21 protein-coding genes and 1 pseudogene are annotated in these 22,618 nt (G+C 66.7%); 8 read left to right on the forward strand and 14 right to left on the reverse strand.

Annotated elements, in window-relative coordinates:
- Positions 1 to 22: 22 nt before the first annotated feature.
- Entirely contained in the window at positions 23 to 886 is an 864-nt protein-coding gene (locus tag CV1CTNOD_RS00520; protein ID WP_131784267.1) for a helix-turn-helix domain-containing protein, read from the reverse strand.
- Between the two features lie 609 nt (positions 887 to 1,495).
- Here CV1CTNOD_RS00520 and CV1CTNOD_RS00525 point away from each other — a divergent pair.
- A complete protein-coding gene (locus CV1CTNOD_RS00525) occupies positions 1,496 to 2,002 on the forward strand; it encodes an NUDIX domain-containing protein (protein WP_207386073.1) in 507 nt (168 codons plus the stop codon).
- 109 nt (positions 2,003 to 2,111) lie between these two features.
- Here CV1CTNOD_RS00525 and CV1CTNOD_RS00530 read toward each other — a convergent pair whose 3' ends face one another.
- Positions 2,112 to 2,795 carry a DUF4232 domain-containing protein gene (locus CV1CTNOD_RS00530; protein ID WP_165485238.1) on the reverse strand — a complete coding sequence of 228 codons (684 nt, stop codon included), beginning with the start codon at positions 2,793 to 2,795 and terminating at the stop codon, positions 2,112 to 2,114.
- Positions 2,796 to 3,408: 613 nt separating this feature from the next.
- On the opposite strand from CV1CTNOD_RS00530, the gene CV1CTNOD_RS00540 reads away from it, so the two are divergent.
- Complete coding sequence (locus tag CV1CTNOD_RS00540; RefSeq protein ID WP_242606239.1) at positions 3,409 to 4,428, forward strand: right-handed parallel beta-helix repeat-containing protein; 1,020 nt, start codon at positions 3,409 to 3,411, stop codon at positions 4,426 to 4,428.
- A 157-nt stretch (positions 4,429 to 4,585) separates the two neighbouring features.
- Here the strand turns inward: CV1CTNOD_RS00540 and CV1CTNOD_RS00545 are convergent, their stop codons facing one another.
- A complete protein-coding gene (locus tag CV1CTNOD_RS00545; protein ID WP_131784250.1) occupies positions 4,586 to 4,876 on the reverse strand; it encodes a hypothetical protein in 291 nt (96 codons plus the stop codon).
- On the opposite strand from CV1CTNOD_RS00545, the gene CV1CTNOD_RS27510 reads away from it, so the two are divergent.
- Complete coding sequence (locus CV1CTNOD_RS27510; RefSeq protein ID WP_131784251.1) at positions 4,868 to 5,902, forward strand: protein kinase domain-containing protein; 1,035 nt, start codon at positions 4,868 to 4,870, stop codon at positions 5,900 to 5,902. The genes CV1CTNOD_RS00545 and CV1CTNOD_RS27510 overlap by 9 nt on opposite strands.
- A 515-nt stretch (positions 5,903 to 6,417) precedes the next feature.
- On the opposite strand, the gene CV1CTNOD_RS00555 is transcribed toward CV1CTNOD_RS27510, so the two are convergent.
- The 5 genes from CV1CTNOD_RS00555 to CV1CTNOD_RS00575 form a co-directional block, all read right to left on the reverse strand.
- Positions 6,418 to 6,909: an SRPBCC family protein gene (locus CV1CTNOD_RS00555; protein ID WP_131784252.1), complete on the reverse strand. Its 492-nt coding sequence runs from the start codon at positions 6,907 to 6,909 to the stop codon at positions 6,418 to 6,420.
- Complete coding sequence (locus CV1CTNOD_RS00560; RefSeq protein WP_131784253.1) at positions 6,909 to 7,289, reverse strand: ArsR/SmtB family transcription factor; 381 nt, start codon at positions 7,287 to 7,289, stop codon at positions 6,909 to 6,911. The genes CV1CTNOD_RS00555 and CV1CTNOD_RS00560 overlap by 1 nt, the downstream gene beginning before the upstream one ends.
- 768 nt (positions 7,290 to 8,057) lie before the next feature.
- Positions 8,058 to 9,239, reverse strand: coding sequence for a hypothetical protein (locus CV1CTNOD_RS00565; RefSeq protein ID WP_131784254.1), 1,182 nt, complete (start codon positions 9,237 to 9,239; stop codon positions 8,058 to 8,060).
- 88 nt (positions 9,240 to 9,327) lie between these two features.
- Positions 9,328 to 10,215 carry an ABC transporter permease gene (locus CV1CTNOD_RS00570; RefSeq protein ID WP_131784255.1) on the reverse strand — a complete coding sequence of 296 codons (888 nt, stop codon included), beginning with the start codon at positions 10,213 to 10,215 and terminating at the stop codon, positions 9,328 to 9,330.
- Positions 10,212 to 11,018: an ABC transporter ATP-binding protein gene (locus CV1CTNOD_RS00575; RefSeq protein WP_131784256.1), complete on the reverse strand. Its 807-nt coding sequence runs from the start codon at positions 11,016 to 11,018 to the stop codon at positions 10,212 to 10,214. The genes CV1CTNOD_RS00570 and CV1CTNOD_RS00575 overlap by 4 nt, the downstream gene beginning before the upstream one ends.
- A gap of 365 nt (positions 11,019 to 11,383) precedes the next feature.
- On the opposite strand from CV1CTNOD_RS00575, the gene CV1CTNOD_RS00580 reads away from it, so the two are divergent.
- On the forward strand, positions 11,384 to 12,202 hold the full coding sequence (locus tag CV1CTNOD_RS00580; RefSeq protein ID WP_131784268.1) for an SAM-dependent methyltransferase: 819 nt from the start codon (positions 11,384 to 11,386) through the stop codon (positions 12,200 to 12,202).
- A 215-nt stretch (positions 12,203 to 12,417) separates the two neighbouring features.
- The gene (locus CV1CTNOD_RS00585; protein WP_131784257.1) at positions 12,418 to 13,296 is read left to right on the forward strand and encodes a helix-turn-helix domain-containing protein; all 879 of its coding nucleotides are present in this window, start codon (positions 12,418 to 12,420) and stop codon (positions 13,294 to 13,296) included.
- Between the two features lie 653 nt (positions 13,297 to 13,949).
- On the opposite strand, the gene CV1CTNOD_RS27195 is transcribed toward CV1CTNOD_RS00585, so the two are convergent.
- From CV1CTNOD_RS27195 to CV1CTNOD_RS25185, 4 genes are all read right to left on the reverse strand, one after another.
- Positions 13,950 to 14,078 (reverse strand): hypothetical protein, encoded by a 129-nt coding sequence (locus CV1CTNOD_RS27195; protein WP_278043841.1) that lies wholly within the window; start codon positions 14,076 to 14,078, stop codon positions 13,950 to 13,952.
- Between the two features lie 465 nt (positions 14,079 to 14,543).
- Complete coding sequence (locus tag CV1CTNOD_RS00590) at positions 14,544 to 15,398, reverse strand: HAD family hydrolase (RefSeq protein WP_131784258.1); 855 nt, start codon at positions 15,396 to 15,398, stop codon at positions 14,544 to 14,546.
- A complete protein-coding gene (locus tag CV1CTNOD_RS00595) occupies positions 15,395 to 16,858 on the reverse strand; it encodes a mannitol dehydrogenase family protein (RefSeq protein WP_242606241.1) in 1,464 nt (487 codons plus the stop codon). The genes CV1CTNOD_RS00590 and CV1CTNOD_RS00595 overlap by 4 nt, the downstream gene beginning before the upstream one ends.
- A 74-nt stretch (positions 16,859 to 16,932) precedes the next feature.
- On the reverse strand, positions 16,933 to 17,283 hold the full coding sequence (locus CV1CTNOD_RS25185; protein WP_207386078.1) for a hypothetical protein: 351 nt from the start codon (positions 17,281 to 17,283) through the stop codon (positions 16,933 to 16,935).
- A 272-nt stretch (positions 17,284 to 17,555) separates the two neighbouring features.
- On the opposite strand from CV1CTNOD_RS25185, the gene CV1CTNOD_RS00600 reads away from it, so the two are divergent.
- On the forward strand, positions 17,556 to 17,711 hold the full coding sequence (locus CV1CTNOD_RS00600; RefSeq protein WP_165485239.1) for a helix-turn-helix domain-containing protein: 156 nt from the start codon (positions 17,556 to 17,558) through the stop codon (positions 17,709 to 17,711).
- Positions 17,712 to 17,901: 190 nt separating this feature from the next.
- Here CV1CTNOD_RS00600 and CV1CTNOD_RS26040 read toward each other — a convergent pair.
- Positions 17,902 to 18,217: pseudogene (locus CV1CTNOD_RS26040) on the reverse strand (ISL3 family transposase); the annotation flags it as partial.
- Positions 18,218 to 18,442: 225 nt separating this feature from the next.
- Between CV1CTNOD_RS26040 and CV1CTNOD_RS26045 the strand changes: the two are divergent.
- Positions 18,443 to 18,949, forward strand: a complete 507-nt coding sequence (locus CV1CTNOD_RS26045) for a transposase (RefSeq protein WP_242606244.1) — start codon at positions 18,443 to 18,445, stop codon at positions 18,947 to 18,949.
- Positions 18,950 to 18,974: 25 nt separating this feature from the next.
- Here CV1CTNOD_RS26045 and CV1CTNOD_RS27515 read toward each other — a convergent pair whose 3' ends face one another.
- The gene (locus tag CV1CTNOD_RS27515; RefSeq protein ID WP_131784261.1) at positions 18,975 to 19,385 is read right to left on the reverse strand and encodes an NUDIX domain-containing protein; all 411 of its coding nucleotides are present in this window, start codon (positions 19,383 to 19,385) and stop codon (positions 18,975 to 18,977) included.
- A gap of 941 nt (positions 19,386 to 20,326) precedes the next feature.
- Here CV1CTNOD_RS27515 and fxsT point away from each other — a divergent pair.
- On the forward strand, positions 20,327 to 22,300 hold the full coding sequence (gene fxsT / locus CV1CTNOD_RS00625) for an FxSxx-COOH system tetratricopeptide repeat protein (protein WP_207386075.1): 1,974 nt from the start codon (positions 20,327 to 20,329) through the stop codon (positions 22,298 to 22,300).
- Positions 22,301 to 22,618: the final 318 nt, after the last annotated feature.

Raw genomic sequence — 22,618 nt, forward strand, 5'->3', positions numbered from 1 at the left:
CCGCCTGCTTCAGCCTGTCTGATCAAAACTCACTGATGATCGTGTTCAGTACGTCGATGCTGGCTGCGGGAGGCACACTGTCGACACAGAGGCGGTCCATGGCCTCCATGTAGCGGTCCACGTCCTCCCGTTTGTCCAGATAGACCGCGCCGGCGAGTTGTTCGAGGTAGACGACGTCCGACAGATCCGCTTCGGGAAAGCGAAGGATGGAGAAGGCACCGCCTTCGGCCGCGTGTCCGCCGAAGCGGAAAGGCATGATCTGTAGGCTGAGATTAGGCTGACTCGCCAGTTTGATCAGATGCTCCAGTTGGGCACGCATCACTTTGGGGCCACCCAGCGGACGCCGCAGGGCAGCCTCGTCGATCACCACCCACAATCTGGGGTGCGTCGGCCTTGCGAGCAGCTTCTGACGGTTCATCCGTACGCTGATCCGACGCTCGATGGTGTCGGACTGGGCACCACCGTTACCCTGCGTTATAATCGCGCGTGCATAGTCCTCGGTCTGGAGCAGGCCCGGGATGAACTGGATCTCGTAGGTCCGGATCAGCGTCGCCGCTTCCTCCAGACCTATATACGACTGAAACCAGCTCGGTAGGACGTCGGTGAAATTCTGCCACCAACCCGGCGTGTTGGCTTCGCGGACCAGTGCCATCAGCGGCGCTCTCTCGGCCTCGTCCATGACACCGTAGAGAGTGAGCAGATCGGCCACGTCTCGTTCCTTGAAGCTGACCCGTCCCAACTCCAGTCTGCTGATCTTGGATTCGGAGGCTCGGATGCTGTACCCGGCCTCCTCACGACTGATGCCCTTGTCTTCGCGCAACCGCCGCAACAGGGAGCCGAGGAGAATCCGACGCACCGTGGGACCCCCACCGGACTCAACCGTCATCACAACCCGCCCCCCTTCAGCATCGCCTGAGCACAAGAGTATGACACCCGATCTTCGGGCCCCTACCGGTTCCGGCATCTGCTGCACGTGCACCCGCGCCTTGCATTTGCACGCAACAAACGCCATGATGTGCGAGCAGCCAGACTGGCGTCGCGCAAGTAGGGGGTTCCGGGGAGGCCGTGATGACAACCCACGGACACGCACCCGGTGCTCGGCGACGCCGATGACGCCGTCGCCGAGCACCGGAAGAGTGCCCGTCGCCGTGACCACCCGGCGATCCGCGGCTATGGCGGTTCGTTGTCAACATCCCGGCAACGTGGTCGGTAGCCAGTTGACAGACCAGTTCACGGACATGACGGTGAGACATTCGTGGTCGCGTTTTCGGGTCACCGATTCGGGCGCGGAATGTCCCGCTGTCACATGGGGTGAGCCTGAGCGCCGGGCGGTTGCCGGTCCGCGGAACGAGCAGGCAACCGACAGCGCCGACGAGGTATTCAACCGGCTGCGAGGGGACAGGGAGGTCGCAGGGCGACCCCCCTGGAAGACGGTGTGGGCGCATCCGTGGCCTGGTGCCACTGCTGGCGACACCCGCCGAGGGTGGGAGTGGTGATGGTCAACGATGCGGGCCTGAGTATGGGCTTGCCGGTCGACGTCCATGTGCTGATGTGGCGTGTGGACGGGTCGGTTCTGCTCTGTCGTGCCACTGAATCGGATTCACCGTGGCGGTTACCATGGTCCGAGCTGGACGGTGGGGAACCGGCGATCGAGGCTGTGCTGCGTATAGCCGACGAGACCCTGTCGGTGATGACAATGGCGGCTCATGTGTGGCTGGCGCACGTGGCCCATCATCGGTTCATCGGTGGCGGCGAACGGCTGGGACTGTTCTTCCGGCTGACCCACTGGAGCGGGATACCGACACCGGGCACGGACCCTCAAGTAAGCCGCCTGCAGTGGCACCACCTGAACGCGCTACCGGAGTCCCTGGCAGCCCTCGACCGGGAGGCGTTGGCCCGCTGGCAGGACAACGACATGTATTCCGAGCTGGGATGGAATCCTCAGCGAGTATGCGCCGTCCCGCGGCTGCGGGGCATTGCCGGCGCTCGGGCGTCGTCGTGAATCCGTGGCGTCGTTGAATCCGGTGGCGTTGCGGGTCCGTATCGTCGTGAGTCCGTGAGGTGAGCTGCCCGCCGGAGCCGGCGGGCAGCGCCTGCTACCGGGACCGCGTCTACCGGGGCCGCGTCCCAGCGGTTGCGGCCACGACGGGATGCACCTGAAACGCGTCACAGATGGTCGTCTGTCGCTCCACCTCCTGGCCGCGGGCCTGGTGCGGCGGGACAATGACGATCTTCACATAGGGCAGGCAGGCGGATTCGTCGCCGGACCTTACAGCCGTCCACTCGACACCGAATGACGCAGCACCCTGCGGTTGGAGGACCACCGTCTCGGGCGGACCCACCCGGAACAGGTTGCCGCCCTCGGACCGGGCTGCGGGCCGCTCCTGCCGGCCGTTGCTGTCCGTGGCGGCCACGGACGGATAGCCGATCATCGAGCATGGCTTGTCCGAGATGTTGGTAAGAACGACGACGAATCCCTGGCGATCGGCGGACGCATTACCCGCGGACGCACCTGGAGCCAATCGCAGACCTGCTTCGGTACACACCGGTGGTGATCCGGGCGCCGGGGTCAACTGGCCGCCGGGACCAGCCGGCGGACGCGGGGAGGAGCCCCCGTCACTGCCGGTCTGCGCTCTGATGCCGGCCTCCGCACCAAGCGGCGCCGCGACCTTCGACGACGCCACCGGTGCCGGCGTTTCGTCGCTGGAACCGCAGGCGGCAGCACCTGCAAGAAACAGCAACCCGACCCCCGTCGCGACGATCCGGGCTGTGCGGGTTCGGGATCTGTTCGCCATACGGCAAGTCTTGCATCGACCGGTCCGCATCCTGGAGGTCGCCCCGGTCGTAGCATCCGCTGTAGCACCGATCGTAACGCCGCCGCGGTGACCCGGCCGGGGTTTCCAGGACGTCGTCAACGCAGTCATCAACAGGGCTCCGCAGCCGTTTCACCGCGGCCGTTTCGCCGCGACCCGCCGTCGTGTGCCAGACCCGCGACCGAGAGCATCCAAGCCGGCTCTATACTCCATTTGTCCTTCTAGGGGGGGTTCACGAAGATCGGAACCTATGGAAGGAGCAGCAAAGCCAGTGATGATCAAAAATGGTTTACGGTGGGGTGTTCCAGCACGATCATTGGAAGGCGAGGCAGGTCCTCGACGTCACTGCCGGACGGACGATACAGCTGACCGGCCTGACGAACACGGAACCCCACTCCGCCCGGTCGCCGTCCGGCTGCCGGCAATCGTTGCACTTTTCGCTGCTCTTCTTCTGGCCAGTGGGCTCACCGCATGTAACCCAGCCAAATCCGGTCTGACGGAACTGACCGCCGGTACGGCACCGCCGACCAGCGGCTATCCACGGCCACAACCTTCCGCGACCGGCGGAGCGACACCGATATTTCAAGCACCGTCCGTGACATCAACACTCCTGACCCCAGCCGCACCGGCTGTACCCGTACCGGTTGTGCCGGCTAGGCCTGCCGTGCCGGCCGCGCCGGTACCACCCGCAGCCCTGGCCGCGATCCCCTCCGCCCCACCACCACTACGCACCATCGCGGTATCCACCACCGAACAACTCACCACCGCCCTCACCACCGCCCAACCCGGCGACCTCATCCAACTCGCCGACGGCCAATACCGCGGCACCTTCGTCGCCAACCACCCCGCCACCACCACCGCCCCCATCACCGTCCGCGGCTCCCGCAACGCCATCATCGACGGCGGATCGATCACCGGCGGCTACGCCTTCCACCTCGACAACGCCGACCACTGGCGACTCGACGGCTTCACCCTCCAAAACAGCCAGAAAGGCCTCATGACCGACCAGACCACCGGCGCAGTCATCACCGGCCTACTCGTCCGCAACGTCGGCCAAGAAGGCGTCCACCTCCGCAACTTCTCCACCGACAACGTCGTCGTCGGCGTCACCGTCACCGGCACCGGCCGCAAGGACCGCGGCTTCGGCGAGGGCATCTACATCGGCACCGCCGAATCCAACTGGAAACGGTTCAGCGGCGGCCGCCCCGACGCCTCCGACCGCAACCAGATCATCGGCAACACCATCAGCGGCGTGACCGCCGAAGCCATCGACATCAAGGAAGCCACCAGCGGCGGCGTCCTCCGCAACAACAGCTTCGACGGCGCGACCATCACCGGCGCGAACTACGCCGACTCCTGGATCGACGTCAAGGGCAACAACTGGCGCATCGAGGACAACACCGGAGTCAACAGCCCGCAGGACGGCATCCAAACCCACGTGGTCGTGGACGGCTGGGGCACCGGCAACATCATCACCGGGAACCGGCTCGACGTCCGCGGCCCCGGCTACGGCGTCAACATCGACAAACCGGACAAGACCCGCAACGTCGTCTCGTGCACCAACACCGTCACCGCGGCGAACAGCGGCGCGTTCAACATACCCTGCATGCGCTGAACACCGCGGTTTCAGGAACGACACCAATACTTTGACCTTTGTCGTGCGGTGTCGGCGGGAGCGACGGAAGTCCACCCCTGCCGATACCGCACACGGTAGGGATATACCGCGCTCCACCGTGGACGGGCCCATACCCACTTGCCGAGCCACTCGCAGATCACGTTCTCATCATGCATGCGGCGCGTGCACCCATGATCTGTTCCGTGCACATGCCGCGTGCCAACGTGAGAGCGCGACGAACGTGCAGTGCGTCTTCCAGCACCGGAATCGACAGATCAGCGGTGGTGAAGTCCGACTTCTCCTGATGACGATCAGCGGATGTCATCGTAGGTTGCAGTTTTGATCGCGTTTGACCACGATCTTCTTCAAGATTTTCCGATAACCCTCCCCATGGGTACATCGACAGATCCGGACCGTACAGTCCATCCACGCCGCCGGCGTGATCCACTGTGACCTCAAACCAGGCAACATCATTCTTGCCGCGGACGGCCCCCGCGTCATCGACTTCGGCATTTCCCGGGCGGTCGAAGCCTCCTCGACGAGGCTCACCCAGGCTGGGGTACAGATCGGCACCCCCGCGTTCATGGCCCCCGAGCAGGTCCGGGGAAAGTCCCTGGAGACATCCGGGGACATCTTCTCCCTCGGTTCCACTGCTTACTACGCGGTCACCGGCGAGCTGCCGTTCGGTGGGGACGCCGCCGTCTTCCACCGCATCGAGCACAAACAGCCCGACTGGGACCGCTGCCCGGACCAGATCCGTGGCGTACTGGAACGGTGCGTGGAAAAGGATCCGGCGGGTCGCCCCACCCCCGCGGGATTGATCGAGCTGTGCCGGGCGGCGTCCACCGACAAGCGGCTGCGGATCGACGAGAGCTGGCTACCTCCCACCGTGATCGCGGACCTCGGCCGCTACAACACCACCCCACCCGAGCCACCTCAGTTGTTGCCGACCGAATCCGAGCCTCCTCGGCCGCAGCTACCCATATCCAAGTCGCCTGACCGTTCAGGCCGCAAGCGGTCACCCTGGCTCATCGGCGTGCTCAGCGCGGTCGTGCTCGTAGCGACGATCATAATTTCCATACTCCTGATCAATGGATGGTTGAACCGGGCGAACGATTCGACCGGACCCACCACACCGGACGAATCCAGCCGAAATCTGGATGTCACAACAGCTCCAGCACACACAAGCGGCTTCACCCTCCATAACAATCGCTTCGAGCAGAGGATGTGCCTTGACGCTGACCTCAACGGTCACAGCTCCAATGGCACGAAGGTCCAGCTCTGGGCCTGCAATGGATCCGTACAGCAACGGTGGGACTACGAGGGCGATCCGTATACCACTGGGGCGTTGATTCGTAGCGTGCAGTGGCCAGCGATGTGCCTCGACGCGGATACGAACACCATCGGCGGTAACGGCACGAAGGTCCAGCTCTGGACGTGCAATGGGTTCGCGCAGCAACAGTGGCAGGAGTAAACCGTCCGATACCCCGAGTAATCCCCATCAGCAACGGGCAAAGCGCATAGCTGTCGTTGGCGTTCGCCGCGGACACACCCACCGTGAGCGGAAGACCAGTCCACCCTCCCAGGATCAGACGATCAACCCATCCACAGCACACGAGACACGGTCTAAAGCGGCAGCTCTGACCAGCCCGCCATCGCGGGATCATAAGCTGCACAAATTTCACCTTTAGTAATTATATAATTGCATTAAGTAATTTTCCAAGGCTGTCATGGGCACCTCGGACCGCCTCGAAGCATGATTAGGTCGTTTGTTACCGATTACCCGCGGGTCGCCTGTGAACTTGTCGGTGCCTTGCGGCAAACTGCGGCCTCGTGATCACACCCTCCGCCGCAAGAGACCTCGGGGTGCGAGGCTCCCACGCGAAGGTCGCTGATGCCGACCCCGCCGAGCCGGTTTCCGCCAACGCCGCAGCCGTGCTCGCCGCGGTTCCGGGATGGTAGACAGCCCGAGCCCGCGAGGCGCGCCTCTCAGACGCTGCCGGCGCGCAGCAGGGCGTCGAGCTTGGTGTAGCCCTCGTCGATCCCGGTCTCCATCCCGCTGCGCAGCCAGGCGTCCCGGCTCTCGAAGCTGTCCACCAGCGACTGGGCGTGCAGCCTGGTGCGGCCGTCGCCGAGGTCCTCGAACCACAACGTCTCGAGCGCGACACCGTCCGGGTCGCCTTCGAACGTGAAGGTCTGCACGATCCGGTCGGTGCGGACCTCGTGGAAGCAGCCGTGGAAGCCGAACTCGTTGCCGTCGCGGGCTGCGACATAGCGCCAGCTTCCGCCGGTCCTGGCGTCCCAGTACTCGATCCGGGTCGCCAGCCCGTTCGGCCCGACCCATTGCACGACCAGCGCGGGATCGGTGTGGGCCCGCACCAGCTGCCCCGCAGTGGCCGTGAAGTCGCGGGTGATCCGGATGATCGGCACGGTCTTGTCGGCCTCGATCACGGCGGTCTCGATGGTGTCGATGGTGTTCATCAGGCTGTTCCCTTCATGGGTCGTTCGTCGTTGCGGGCGTCGTTCGTGGCGTCGCTGGTGGCGTCGTCGTTCAGGGCGGCCAGCACGGCGTCGAGGCGGCGGTACCGTTGCTCGGCCCGGCGGCGGTATCGCTCGATCCATGCGGTCATCAGGTCGAACACCTCCGCTTCGAGATGCACTGGGCTGCGGTGGGCCTCGGTGGTACGGCTGACCAGGCCCGTCTGTTCGAGCACCTTGAGGTGCTTGGAGACCGCCTGCACGGTGACGTCGTACGGGGCGGCGAGCTCGCCGACCGTGGCGTCGCCCTCGGTCAGCCGTGCGACCAGGTCACGCCGGGTCGGGTCCGCAAGAGCTGCGAAGACCCAGGAGAGCTGATCCACAACGGCCGTTCGTCAATCAATCATTTGACAACTACGAGCCGCCGGCAGTCTCCGCCTCTCCTCCACGGCACACCGAACATCGGCGCCAGGACGGCATCGACCTCGACGCGGGAACGCTGCGCGTGTGCCGCTCGGTCCAACGTGTCGGCGGACAGCCGCGGCTTGTCGAGCCGAAGACGCACGGTTCACGGCGAACCGCGCCGATACCAGTGTTCGCCGTCGACTGTCGCCCTCTGCCAAGTCGCAGAGCAGAGGCGCCGTGCTCACCTAACGATCGTTGCGTACTACTGCTCTGGGAGGCGTCGTGCTTACCAGCGCAACCGCCCTTACCATGGCTTTCACAGGACCGGCCAGTGCCAGCGTACTGCTTTATCACGGCTCCGACGCAGATCAGGCAACCGCATACTTCATGCGGGCCTACGACGGCGAGCGCGATGGCAATGGCGTGTATGCGGACGCCTATCTCGTTAACGGAGCTCACCTCTCCCAGTGGGATGGCAATGGCGCACGTGGCGACTGGGGACCGTGGGCTACCTACAGTTCGCGAATCAAGCAGTTTCGAGTCTGCGAGGATCACGTCGGCTGTTCGGGCTGGAGCTACTACCCGTCTTAAGTCGCTGGCAGTGGAGGGAGTCCGCTCATTTCCGCCGGCGCCGTTTCTGCTGCAGAGGGCTGGCTGCATCGCCCACCGCTACACCATCAGCCGGGCCGGCTGTCCGGGCACCGCCCGGACAGCCGCACCACACCCAACCGAGTTACGAAACAGCCTCAGTTGAGGGACACCGATTTGTCGAGGAACTGGTTGGTCACCACGTCGGTGGTGGTCAGGCCGGTTTTCGGATTGGTGCCTTTATCGGTGTAGAGGGGCACGAGGTCATCGATCAGCTTCTGGACGCGCGCGTTGTCGAAACTGCCGAGAATCCCATCGGTGCCGTTTGCGATCAGCTTGAGGTTTCGCTGTGTCTGGTTGGCGTAGGTGAGCAGGCCAGGGGAGAGGCTGAACCCCGCGGTATGCATCTTGCTGATGGCGTCGAGCAGCATCTGGTTGGTGGGGCCGGGGGTGGTGATGTAGTCGCGCTGCGCCCGTTGGAACAGCGGAACGAGCTTGGCCAGGCAGGCGCGGTTGGCCTCGAGCTTGTCCACGCGGATGGCCAGGGCGGACTGGTAGATGGGGTAGGCATCGACGAGCAGGTATTTGACGGGCTTGTTCCATGCCTGCACGTCGTGTTCGAGATGGTAGACCTCGTTGGTGACGAAGCCCTGCTGTACGACCTTGCCGTCGGCGGCGACGAACCGGTCCGGGCTACCCTGGTACGAGGTGTCGACCTGCGATTTCCTCAGCAGTCCCTGGCGTTCGAACAGGTCGATGTCGGCCGCGCCGGCGTAGGCGAGAACTTTCGCCCCGGACTGTCCGATGTCGCCGATGCCGGTGAAGTTCCAGTCCGGGTTACCCCACAGAAAGACCTCGGGGTTGCGGTCGTAGGAGGAGAACACCGCCACCGTCGGGATCTTGCCGGAGTTCTGGATCGCCTCGTCCGTGCCGACGTAACCGAGCAGGATCTGGTCGTCCTGGGCCATCAACGCGGACGGCTGCTGGTAGCCGGCGGCCGGGCCCCCGGAGCGGATCTCCAGGCGGACACCGGTGGCGCCGAGCGGGCCAACCACCCGGTTGTGGTCCGCGTCGATCGTCGGTTTGGGTCCGAGTAGCTGGTAGGTGAACCCCTGGTCCGCTTCCGGCCACCAGCTCGTCTGCACGACGACAGTGTCCGGGCAGACGCCTTTGAGCGGGGTGGTGTACTGGGACGCGGCCCCCGGGCCGCCGCCTACCGTGGCGGTGGGCCCAGTGGCTGACCCGCCATCCGAGCTGGAGCAGGCCGCCACCGTCACCGCCACCGCGCCGGCGCCGATCCATACAACCGCGCGGCGCCGGCGCGATGTTGATGCTCGCATTGCTCTCCTCGATGCGTTCAGAAGGGACAGGGCTGAAGGTGAGTGAAGCTACAGCGGACGGGGCCTCGTCGATCGCCGCGGCCCGGGGTCACGACCGCCGTCCCGAGTCGTGCCAGCCCCCGACGACCAGGTGTGCGACCAGGCCGAACACCCAGAACACCACGAGGCCGAACAGGGACGACACGATGATCGCGGCAAACAGTGGCGCCGACTCCAGCCCGCGGGTGTAGTCGTCGATGAGGCTGCCGATGCCGGGTTGTCCTTCCCGGAAGAAGAAGTCGCCGACGATCGCGCCGATCACCGACAGACCAGCGGAGATCCGCAGTCCTGTGAACACGGCCGGAAGAGCGCTCGGGACCTCGAGGTGGACCAGCCGCGCCCACCGGCTAGCGTGGCGCAGCGTGAACAGGTCGTGATGCGCGGCGTCCACTGACCATAGTCCGAACAGGGTGTTCGTGATGATGGGGAACAAGGCGATGAGGACGCACACAACAGTGCGTGACCAGAACCCGTACCCGAGCCAGAACCCGATCAGTGGGACGACCGCCAGGATCGGGATCGTCTGGAGCACCACCGCCCACGGGTAGAACGACCGCTCCACCCACCGCGCCTGGCTCATCAGCACCGCGAAGACCATGCCGAGCGCGGCGGCGATGGCCAGGCCGACAAGCGCGACCTGCGCGGTCTCGCCCAGCCCGGTGAGGATCTCGTGGAAGGTCGACCAGTCCCCGAACCCGTCAGTGACCACCTCGTGCGGCGGCGGGAGAAGAAACCGTCGACGCGGCGCGAGGGCCAGGTAGCTCACCGAGTACCAGACACCGACGACCGCGGCGAGCACCGCCAGCGGCGGCGCCACCACCCGTACAGCCCGGCCCCAGCGGGAATGTGCGTGTGCGCCTCGTGCCGGTCCCGCCGGTCCCGCCGGCGGCGCCGGGAAAGCCGGAGACGGGGGCCGCGGCCGCTTCACCGCGGTCACGCGAAGGACTCCCGTAACGCCTCGGACACGGTACGCGCCGTGCGGCCGAACGCCGCGTCGAACCGCAGCTCCACCTGCCGCGGGTAGTCGAACGGGACATCGATCTCGGCCAGCACCCGACCCGGGCGGGTGGACAGGACCACCACCCTGCTGGCGAGCCAGACCGACTCCACGACCGAGTGCGTGATGAACAGGCCGGCGAACCGCTCCTGCCCATACAGCCGCAGCACCTCCTGTCCCAGCCGCTGCCGGGTTATCTCGTCGAGCGCGCTGAACGGCTCGTCGAACAGGAACAGCGACGGTCGGACGGTCAGCGCCCGCGCCAGCGACACCCGCATCCGCATGCCACCGGACAACGCCGTGGGCCGGTGACGCTCGAAACCCGCGAGCCCGGCCAGCGAGATCGCCTCCGCGACAAGCCGGCGTCGCTCGGGCTTGGGAACACCGTCCAACTGGGCCAGCAGGCCGACGTTGCCCTCCACGCTGCGCCACGGCAGCAGCGTTGGATCCTGGAAGACGTAGCCGGGAACGGCGGTGCTCACGGCTACTGTCCCGTACGAGGGCTCGGTCAGGGCCGACGCGATCCGCAGCAGCGTGGACTTGCCTGACCCTGACGGCCCGACCACCGCTACGAACTCACCGTCTCCCACCGTGAAAGAAATGTCACGCAAGGCTTCGGTCCCGTCCGGGAAGATCTTCCCCACCCCGGTAAAGGCCAGCGCGATCCCCGCTGGAGCGGGGGCCCCAGGATCGTGACGAACGGCCGGTTGCCGGACGGCGGGCAGCTCGCTGTCGTCTGCCACGCCGGGTCCTTCCGACCGAGTCCTGCGAAATGACCGACCGAACGGCCTCTGACCCGGATCGTAGCTCTGTGCGTCGAGCATCATGGCGGCATCGGCCGCCATGACCAGACGGCATTCTTCTCCCTGCGCTCTCGCGCCACGCCATCTCCGTTGCCCCACCCGGCTGCGCGATCGAACATCCTTCAGACACGCCCTGGCGGGCACCGGCGCGTGGGCATACCTTTGTGCCGGTTCCATCCCATGTCCGCGAAGGAGACGCCCCGGTGGCAGAGGACACGTCGACTCCCGCCAGTCCCGACCCGGGCCCTCTTCCCGGCGGCCCCCCGGCGGACCCGACGAAGGTCTGGAACTTTCGATCCGCCGCCATTGCCGAAGACCAACCTGACTGGGGTGGCGACCTCGGCTTCGACATCACGGTCGCCCACAACGCCCGAGTGTGGAACTACTGGCTGGGCGGCCGGGACAACTTCGCCGCGGACCGCGAGGTCGGCGAGCAGGTCCAGCAGATGTTCCCCGGCATCGTGGACGTGGCCCGAGCCGATCGGGCGTTTCTGGGCCGCGCCGTGCGTTACCTCGCCAGCGAGGTGGGGATTCGTCAGTTTCTCGACATCGGCACCGGACTGCCGACCGCGGACAACACCCACGAGGTCGCCCAGCGGATCGCCCCCAACAGCCGGATCGTCTACGTGGACAACGACCCGCTCGTGCTGGTGCACGCCCGTGCCCTGCTCGTGGGAACCCCCGAGGGCGCCACCGACTACATCGATGCGGACGCCCACGATCCCGGTTCGATCCTGCGGGCCGCGGCCGAGACCCTGGACTTCGCGAAACCAACTGCGATCATGTTTCTCGGCAGCTTGAACTTCATCCTCGACACCGACACGGCGGTCGCGGTGGTCGACCACCTGATGAACCACGTGCCATCCGGCAGCTATCTGGTGGTCGCACACCCGACACACGAACTCGGTGGCGAGGCCAATGCCGCGTCAATGCGTCATTGGAACGAACACGCCACCCCGCCGATCACCTCCCGCAGCCGCGACAAGATCGCCCGTTTCTTCCACGGCCTGGAGCTTCTGGAGCCCGGCATCGTGTCCTGTTCTCGATGGCGGCCCGATCCCGCCCCGTCTGGCGGCCTTCCCCCAGAGGTGCCCCAGTTCGGCGCCATCGCGCGCAAGCCCTAAAGCGCCCGATAGCACACACCTCCAACGCAGCGCGACAGCCCCAGCACATGACCGGTTCCGGGCCAACCGTCCTGGTCGCGGCGTGATGATGTCCGTCGTCCCGGTCATCGACGTACACTCGGGGTACGCTATCGTCCGGTCCCGGCGGGCGTGTCGTGGCTGAGCCAGCGCGCAGCGGGTCTGTCCGCGCTAAGCGCGGCTGCGGGGGTGCAGAGGTGACCGACCTTCCGGGGGGTAGTCCGACAGCGCGCCGGATCCTGCTCGGCTCCCAGTTGCGCAAGCTGCGGGAGAACCGCGGGATCAGCCGGGAGGAAGCCGGCTATCACATCCGGGCCTCGGAATCGAAGATCAGTCGGCTGGAGCTCGGACGGGTCAGCTTCAAGGAACGAGACGTCGCGGACCTGCTGACCTATTACGGCATCACCGACGCCGCCGAGCGGGCTCCGCTGCTGGAACTGGTCCCGGAAGCCAATGCACCAGGATGGTGGCAGCCCTACAGTGACGTGCTGCCGAGCTGGTTCGCGCCATATATCGGCCTGGAGGAAGCGGCCACCCTTATCCGCAGCTACGAGGTCCAGTTCGTTCCCGGGCTGCTGCAGACCCCCGACTACGCCCGAGCGGTCATCGCGGCCGGCGACCACCGCCTGGCACCCGACGTCGTGGAGCGGCGGGTCGCGGTCCGGACAAGCCGGCAGCGGTTGCTGTCGCGGCCGAACCCATCCCAGCTTTGGGTCGTGCTCGACGAGGCGGCATTATGGCGGTCGATCGGCGGGCCGGCAGTGATGCGTGCCCAGCTTGAGTATCTGGCCGCCATGTCCACCCGGCCGAACATCACGATCCAGATCATGCCGTTCGCGCTCGGCGCCCACGTGGCCGAGTGCGGCGCATTCACCATCCTTCGCTTCCCCGGACCGGAGTCACCCGCGACGAACCAGACCGACGTGGTGTACCTCGAGCAGCTCACCGGAGCCCTTTTCCTAGACAAGCCCCACGAGGTCGACCGATACCTGCAAGTCATGTCCCAGTTGGCAATAGCCAGCGCGCCCCCACGCGCCACCGTGGCCACGCTCACCCGGATCGCCCACGAGATATAGCCGTCGGCCGGCCTCCGGCAGCGCCGTCTCCCCATCGCCCCGGTGCCGTCCGCTCAGCCATCCCCGCAGCGCAGGAGTTCGTCGCCGATCGCCTGCACACCTGTTACCTCGTCCATTCTGCGCAGATCGCGCCCAAGACCCCGCAGACGCGACGGAGAGCGACCGGCACGACGACGACCCCGGCGACCTGCGCAGGCAGCCACCGAGCCTCGCCGGCTGCCTGCCCCGGCAGCGGCCCTACGGCCTACTTCCTATCGAAAAAGATCAACCCTTGCTGATCATAATCAACCGAGGTTTGAACATGGCCACTCTGGTGGAGACGAGGGGACTTGAACCCCTAACCCCTGCCTTGCAAAGTCGGTCCGATCCGTCCGCCAGCGTCCGGGTTCGTCCATACAGTTGGCCGGACCTGGGCGCCAGTTCCACGGCCGTCCGTCGTCGTCCGTGGACGTCTGCCGGCTTGGCTACACGGTTGGCTACACGGCGGTCGGGATCAAACTCCTGACGGTCCGAGCGCTGGCGGGCTCGGTCTCGCCTGTCGTAGCGGTTTTCAAGACCATCTTAGGCCTTGATAGATCATGCTGTTCACCTGAATGTTCTTCCGAATGGGACCACTGCCGTGTCCTGCATCCCCACGTATTCCCCGCAGGCGCTTACCTGTGTCTCGCCGACCTGATCTGCTGACGACGCTCCCCAGCGGTGTCCCCGGGCGCGCGGACGGCGACGGCGATCTCCCTCTTGCCCACGTCGATCGCCGCGCACCGCGGATAGATGATCTCCATGGCAACTCCTGTTCCACGCATCTCCTGACCAGGCAGGACACGTCATCCGCGGAACCCGCAAGAGGATCAAGATCCTGAGACTCGCGCTCTACGGCAGCAACCCGGGGTACCCAACCGGGACGGGTTCCAGCGTCAATCTGAGGGCCGGACTCGCCGGTACCAAGAACTGGCGACGTCAGCGGATGACATGTCTAGTTTCATCTACCCGTGGGCGCTCCACCAAGACCATGAACATCTGAGGTAGCTCCGGCGCGGTAACGCGCCGGAGCTACCCGACCCCCGGGCAGCTATCTTGCGGGTCTCCAGCTCCGCGCCTCGATAATCTGGATCAAGGAGCTCACGTGAGCCACCCCTTGATCACAACCGAATACGCGCCCTAGCCCTACTGGCACCGATCGCCTGGACCGGCCGACAGGGACGGACCGTACGCACTGACCTGGGCGACGGCTTCCGCGGGTGTCGGGCTCATCCCTCGGTCTCGTCTCCCTCGGCCTCGTCGACGCGCAGCAACGACGCCAGCTGCAACCAGTTCTCCACCACGGCCGCCACGCCGACCTCGTGGAAAGCCGCGATCCGCGCCTCGCGCTCGACCGGAAGAACGAACTGGAGATTGCCGACGGTGGGAATACCCGCCCGGACAGCCGCCGTCGCCCCCGTCAAGGAGTCCTCAACAGCCACCGCCTCTGTGGGTGCTACACCCTCGCGCTCACAGGCGATCCGGTAGACGGTCGGATCGGGCTTGCTGGTGGGAACCGGGGGCGTGTCCTCAGCGCTGTAGCGCACCTGGGGCGGAAGCAGCCCAGTGAGGCCGGCCGCGGTGAAAGATGCCTCCAGGCGGCTCAGCGCGCTCGAGCTCACCGCCGCCAGGCGGTACCTCTCGCCCATGCTGGCGAGCGGGCCCAGCACCTCGGGGTCCGGTCGCAGCACCTCGCGCAGCCGATCGCTCACGCGACGCTTCTCCTCGGCGACCCACCACTCCATCTCGGCGGCCGACACGCGCTCAGTGACTCCCGCGGACGGTTCCGCCGGCTCGACAGGATCCGTTGAAGTCTCCACGGGCACGCTGGCGTCGGCCGCGGCCTGCAGGACCACGGAGCGGAAATTGCGTCCCATGGCGGCGCGACGCAGCTCCTCGGGTGTCCAACGGCGGTCGACCCCGATACGTTCCAGGAAGTCATTGGTGACCTCAGTCGACGCGGTGAAGGCGGGCGCCTCCGAGGGGAACAGGTTGTCGTCCGCGTCGCAGAGCACGATCCTGACCACCGAGGGGTCCAGGCCCTCCGGCACAGCGAAGCCTGGGGTCTTCGGGATCCTCGTCACCGGACCTCCTCGTCGAAGTCGAGCACGGCCGCGAGCATGCCGCGAATCCCGTCGCGAGATGCTCGCGTGAGCAGGTCGCCGAGCTCCGCGACCAGGTCAGCGTCGTCGGCCAGGTCACCGAAAATGTCTCGAAACCCCAGCAGCGTCGTGGGATCGTCGCCACCGGCATGCGCGGCGCGCCGGAGATCCTCGGCTCGCGAGTCCTCGACGGTCAGTGGACGGCCTTCCATGTCCTCACCCCGCAGGAAGCGTAGCCACCCCGCCAGCGCCGCCAGCAGCAGCCGGTGCGGCCTGCCCGCCACGCGGGCCTCTCCCAACGAGGACAGCACATGGTGGGGGATCTTCGTCGACCCTCGCCGGCACAGCCGCAGCAAACTGTCGCCGATGGCAGGGTTCGCGATGCGGTCGAGGGTCGTCGTCACGTACTCGTCGGTGTCCTGGCCGGGCAGCTCCGGGAGCAGCGGGGCGATTTCCTCGCGCAGCAGACGCGACATGTACTCCGACAGCACAGGCTCGGCCATGGCCTGATCGGTGGTCTCCAGCGCTGCGAGCACACCCAGGTACCCGAGTGCGCAGTGCCCGCCGTTGAGCAGGCGGCCCTTCATGACCTTCCACGGGGTCACGTCGTCGACCACCTGCACGCCGACACGCTCCAGCGGAGGCCGCTCGGTACAGAAGTCATCCTCGACGACCCACTGCCGGAACGGCTCCGTGACTACCGGCCAGCGGTCGGGCACCCCGAATTCGTCCTCGATCTGGTCGCGCAGCTCGGGGCTGGTGGTCGGGGTGATGCGGTCCACCATGCCATTGGGGAAGGTCACGTTCTCCCGGACCCAGGAGGTGAGGTCCTCACCGGTCTGGGCGTCGAGCAGGCCCGTGAACTCGAGAACGGCAAGCCGAGTCGCCGCACCCGAATCGTCGAGATTGTCACAGGACAGCACTGTGAACGGGCCTGTGCCCTCCGCGCGACGTCGACGTAAGGCGGCGACGAGCAGTCCAGCCGCGGTCACCGGATCGTCCGGAGCTGCCAGATCGTGACGAACCGTGGGCATATCAGAACGCACCTGGTAGCCCTCGCTGGTCACGGTCAGCGTGACCAGCCGGGTGTTCGGGGACGCCAGCAGGTCGGCGACCTGTTCAGGCTGTTCCGGTAAGTAGAAATAGTCGACCAAGGCGCCGACGAGTCGAGCACTCGCGCCGTCGCGGTCGCACTCGACGACAGTGTAGAGCCCGTCCTGGTCGCGGAGTACCTCGCCCATCGCCGGACTGCGCATGCCGACTCCGATCACGCCCCAGCCGGTCTCGCCTGTGGCGGCAAGGTCGTCGAAATACAGGATGGGGTGGGCACGCGCGAAGCCGCCGACGCTGAGGTGAACGACGGACGGGGTCAGCGCATGCCTGTCGTAGGCGGGCGTCTCCACCCGGTCCCCCAGCTTCGTGACCGTGCTTTCCGTGAGCACGGACGGCACCGTCCGCTCCAGGCTGGGAAAGGGCGAGTCCGCCGCGACTGCCGTGTTTGTCTGCCGGTTCTGGCTTACGTCACTGGTGCTGCGATGATGTCTTGTCGCCGTTTCCATCGTAAGTAGAGTCCGAGCTTCCTCGAGGTTGTGGAGGGCTTGTTGGCCTTTTCTCGGGTGAACACGGTCTTTCGTTGCTCGTACTCTATCGGCAGGACGACTCCGAACGTGGAGTGCCGGCGCTGGTGGTTGTAGGGCACGTAGCGCCAGTCGATCACGACAGCCTGGGCCTGCCGCGGGTCGGTGAACCCCTGCGCCGGGAGGGCCTTCTTCAGCTCCGAGGAGCTGAAGAAGGCCCTCGTCGGCGGCGTTTTCGAAGCTCGACCGAGACCCGGCCCGACGGCTGCCGGATGCCCAGTCCGAGGCACACCTTGGCGAACTCGCTTGCGGTGTAACTGAACCGCGGTCCGTGCGGAATATCACATTTTATGCGTCGCTATTGCTACTGATTGTGTCTCTATTGATACGGATGGTTATGATCATTTTAATCGTTTGGCGGGTCAGCTCCACGTTCGGGCTCAGCCCGGTCGCGGCTGCGAGTGGATGCCTGGAGGGCGGGTCCAAATGGTCGTAGCGACGCCTCGATAAGATGATCATATTGGTGTCGAGGACTGGATGGTGGATAGGCCGGCAGGAGCAGTTGACAATCGATGAGCGGGAGCTGATTTTCCGGGAGCTGAGCAGGAACTGTTCGGCATGGTTATCCGCGAAGGCGCTCGGCCGGCACCACTCGACGATTTCGCGAGAGATCGAGCGTAACGGCGGCGAGAAGATCTATCGGGCGGTGGAGGCGTAGGCGCGGCGTGATGCGTTGCGTTGCTGGCCCGTCCGAAGGAACGCAAGCTCGTCGCGTCGCCAGCACTGCACAACGCGGTCAACGCGGGCCTGGCCGAGAATTGGTCTCCGAAGCAGATCAGAGAGACTGGGGAAGGACTTTCCCGACGACGAGGGTATGCGCGTGTACCACAAGAAGATCTATGAATGCCTCTATACTGCGGCACCCGGACCAGCCGGTCGGGTTCGGCGGCACGGGCATAGCGTTTGACGGTGTTCAGGCTGAGATTGAGACGGCGGGAGCATTCCAGCAGGCCGACGCCCTTGTCGAGTAGGTCGTGGACCTGCCGCCAGCGTTCGCGGGTGGTCGCGGCGCGGGTCCCTTCGCGGGGCTACGGCCCGGCTTTGGCCCAGCAGGCGCCGTGCGCGGCGGACGGCTTCGGCGTGGGCGCCGGAGCCGTCGCGGCGGACGACCTGCACGCCGGGATGGGCGCGCGGCCACGCTTCGAGGCTGTCGGCCTTGCGGTCGGCGCGACCGGCCGGAAGATCCTGGAAGCCCTCGTCGCCGGCGAACGTGATCCCCATCTGCTGGCCGACTCCGCCGCCGGCCGGGCCCGCGCCAAGATCCCGGCACTCGTCGAGGCGCTGGACGGCGAGTTCACCGACCACCACGCCTTCATGGTCCGGCACTACCTGGACGAGATCGACCGCTGGAAGAAGGTCATCGCTGGGTTCGACGAGTGGATCGCGGCCATGCTCGCCGACCACCAGCAGGACCTCGACCTCCTCGACACGATCCCGGGCATCGGCCGTCTGGCAGCCGAGATCATCATCGCCGAGACCGGAGGCGACATGGCCCAGTTTCCCAGCGCGCACCACCTCGCCTCCTGGATCGGGGTCTGCCCGGGACAGAACGAGTCAGCCGGGGTTGCCAGATCCGGCCACATCCGACCGGGCAACAGCACCCTCAAACGCCTGCTCGGAATCACCGCGATGGTAGCGATCAAGAACAAGGACTCCTACCTGGGCGTCTTCTACCGCCGCATCGCCGCCCGCCGAGGCGGCAGACGCACCCAGGTCGCCGTCATGCACAAACTCACCATCGCGATCTGGCACGTCCTGCACGACAGGGTCCCCTACCAGGACCTGGGCGCCGACCACTTCGCCAAACGTGATCCCGGACGCGCCCTGCGCCGCATGACCAAGGAAGCCAACAGCCTCGGCCTGACCGTCCGCTTCGAACCGATCACGGTCGCCTGAGCGCGCCGGTCACCTTATTTTCGTGTCAGTCCCCCACCAGGTGCGGGGAGGGCCGCACTAACTTGAGCCAAGTCAGGTCGTCTCGCTGGAGGTGCGTAGGGTGCCGCCGAGCATGCGGGTGGTGAAGCAGAGGGAGAACTGTTGGCGGACCTCGCCGTCGTCGTAGGCCAGGACGTGGCGGGGGTTGGTGTAGACGCCGATCAGGCCGGTGACTTCGATGTCGATACCGGATCTCTTCCTTGGTTTCCCGGATGGCGGCGTCCGTGATCGATTCGCCGAGGTCCATGCCTCCGCCGGGTAGTGCCCACAGGTCGTTGTCGGTCTTGTGGACCATGAGGATGCGGCCGTCGGGGTCGGTGACGACCGCGGTGACCGAGGGCACGACGCTGTTGGCCTGGGGGGCGTTGGGGTCGTTGAAGTAGTCGATCCGTGCCATGGGCTGTCAGGCTCCTTCGGTGGTGGCCCAGACGCGCTCGAACCCGGCGGCGTGGTGGTCGAACAGGCTGCCTCCGGCGGTCGTTCTCCTGGCCGGCCTGGTGGGTGATCGGCCGGCTGAGGCTTGGGTGGGTCTACCGACGGCGGTGGCGGCCGGTCGTGGTCCACGCCGGACCGGCCGATACGGGCACCCGTCCTGGTCTCCGTGGGAGCGCCCGGCGGTGACCAGCCTCTGGGCCCAGGCATCGGGCGGGAGCCGTCGGACAGGGTCCGCTCTGCCGATGATCTTTGCTACGGGGAGTGAAATTACCATCTCGCTGACCACTGAGCTTGGCGGATCCCGCTGATATTGCTACATTCCACGCCTGCTCAGGCCATCCCTGGGTACGCCCGGCAGGGATCGAACCTGCGACCTGGTGCTTAGAAGGCACGGATTGCACCAAGTAACACAGGTCTCGGCCAAGCTCAGACCGTACGTCGGCGTCCACTGCCGTTCGCCGACGTACGGGGACGTTGCTACAGCGGTTGCTACACCTCGGTGCCTCCGGCCGCATCGGCCCCCTGCCTTGCAAAGTCGGTCCGGGTCGTCCGCTGGCGTCCGGGTCGTCCGTGCAGTTGGCCGGGCCTGGGCGCCAGTTCCGCGGTCGTCCGTCGTGGATGTCCGCCGGCTGGGCTACACGGTTGGCTACACGGCGGCTGGAGATCAAACGCCTGACGGTCCGAGCGCTGGGGGATTCGGTCTCGCCTGTCGTGGTGGTTTTCAAGGCCCGTACGGGCCTGCGTTGTCGGGGCGCCTGACCGGGATCGATCCCAGGATTCTTGTCCTTGACGGTCGGGATGTCCCCGGGATTCCTCGCATCGTCGTGCTGCCGACTGTGAACCGGTTCGGGTCTGTACGGGTCGGGATGGGATGCTGGTGCGGTGGGTGACGGGGGCGCCGCCATGGATGATCGCCGGGACTTCTTCGTGTCCTATACCGGGCGGGACCAGACGTGGGCGGAGTGGATCGCCTGGACGTTGGAAGCCGCCGGCTACACCACGTTCGTCCAGATGTGGGACTTCATCGCCGGGACCGGGTTCGCCGAGGCGATGCACCAGGCCGCCCAGGTCGCGGAGCGGACGGTCGCGGTGCTGTCGGCGGCCTATCTGACCTCGGGGTTCGCCGCAGCGAAGTGGCAGGCGGCCTCCCTGCAGGATCCGGTCGGTCGGGATCGGAAGCTGCTGGTGGTCCGGGTGGAGGACTGTGACCGCCCGGGGCTGCTGGGCCAGCTCGTGGCGGCGGACCTGTTCGGGGTCGACCGGGCCACCGCGGCCGGGCGGCTGCTGGCCGCCGCGGCTGCGCAGCGGGCCAAACCACCGGTGGAACCGGAGTTTCCCGGCGGCCGGTCGGCGCCGGCCCCGGCGGGGCCGGTGTTCCCCCCGGATTTCCCCAGGGTGTGGAACGTGCCGCCCCGGCTGGCGTACTTCGTCGGCCGGAGCGGTCTTCTCGAAAAGGTCGACCGGCAGTTGGCCGTGTCGGGTGCGGTCGCGGTGTGTGCGCTGCACGGGCTTGGTGGGGTGGGGAAGACCGCGCTGGCGGTGGAGTACGCCCACCGGCATGCGGACAGGTTTGATGTGGTGTGGTGGGTGCCGGCGCAGGACCCGGAGCTGGTCGCCGGGCATGTGGCGGCGCTCGGGGCCGCGCTCGGCCTGGCCGACGGCGCCGCGGCCCCGGTGGTGCTGGCTGTGTTACGCCGTCGACGGTTGCGCTGGCTGTTGCTGCTCGACAACGTCGAGGACCCGGATGTGGTCGGCGTGTTACGCCCGTCGGACGGGGCCGGCCGGCTGCTGGTGACCTCCCGGCGTAGCGGGTTGGACGGGTTCGGCGCGGCTGTGGAGGTGGCGGAGCTGGACCGGGCGGAGGCTGTGGGGCTGCTGTCCGCCCGGGTGGGTGGGATCGATCCGGCGGTGGCCGGGCGGATCTGCGTGCTGCTGGGGGATCTGGCGTTGGCGGTGGAACAAGCCGCCGGCTACCTGGTCCAGACCGGGATGCCCCCGGCAGAGTACGCCGAGCTGCTGGCCGAGCGGCTCGAGGACCTGCTGGCCCACGGCCGGGTGGCCGACCGGCCGGGGATCACCGTGGGTAACCTGTGGACGTTGTCGGTGGAGCGGTTGCGGGTCGAGGCACCGGCGGCGGTCGGTCTGTTGGAGCTGTGCGCGGTGGCCGCGCCTGATCCGCTACCGGTCGATCTGTTCGTCGACGGAGTGGAGGAACTCCCGGCGGGGCCGTTGCGGGAGGCGGTCGGGGATCGGCTGGTGTGGGTGAAGACGGTCGGGGCGCTGGTCGATTACGGCCTGACCCGTCGGAACGGGCCGGCGGTGACGACCCACCGGCTGATCGCGGCGGCGATCCGGGCGGGGATGAGCCCGGCGGATCGGACGGCGACGGCGGCCACCTTGATCCGGCTGCTACGGGCCGCGCTGCCCGCCGCTGTCGACCAGCCGACGGGCTGGCCGCGATGGCGGTCCCTGCTGCCGCACGTCCGCGCCGTGTTGGACGGTTATGACGACGGCGGGTGGGACGAACGGACAGCCCCGGTGGTGTCGTGGCTGTGTGACCGCACCGGCAGCTATCTGGAGCATCACGGCCGGCCGGATACGGCCCTCCCTTACCTGCGTCGCGGGCTCGTCCTCGCCGAGACCAGGCTCGGCGCCAACGACCCCGCCACCCTGACCTCCCGGCACAACCTCGCCGGCGCCTATCAGACGGCGGGGCGGGTAGCGGAGGCCATCGGCCTGTACGAGCAGACCCTCACCGACCGGCTGCGGGTCCTCGGTCCTCACCATCCGCTTGTCGTAACAGTCAGGGATAATCTTGCCGCTGCTACCGGCGCCGCAGGACGCCCAGGATGGATCAGAAAATTTCTCAGACGGTGACCATAGGCAGTCTCACCGCTGGTGGGCCACCCGGGTCGGGCTGCCGGGAAGCGCAGCGACCCGGTTCGGTCTCCCGGCTGGGCGCTTGCGTGCCCCTTGCTCGTTTTCGTATGCCGTCGGCGTGCCTGCTGCTCGTCTCCGTTGGTCGTGCACGCGGCCGTCCTGGAACGGACCCGGCTGGTCGGTGAGGCTGACCGCGGAACAGGCCGGCATCGCGAATCCATGCCGCTCAGTACGGCATGGATTCGCCCGTACACCACGTCCGTGGACTCCACTAGGGCGTGTTTGAAAAGTGGGGGCGTGTGATCCCACCTTGAT

The organism is Protofrankia symbiont of Coriaria ruscifolia (genome assembly GCF_900634745.1).
GTDB lineage: Bacteria > Actinomycetota > Actinomycetes > Frankiales > Frankiaceae > Protofrankia > Protofrankia californiensis.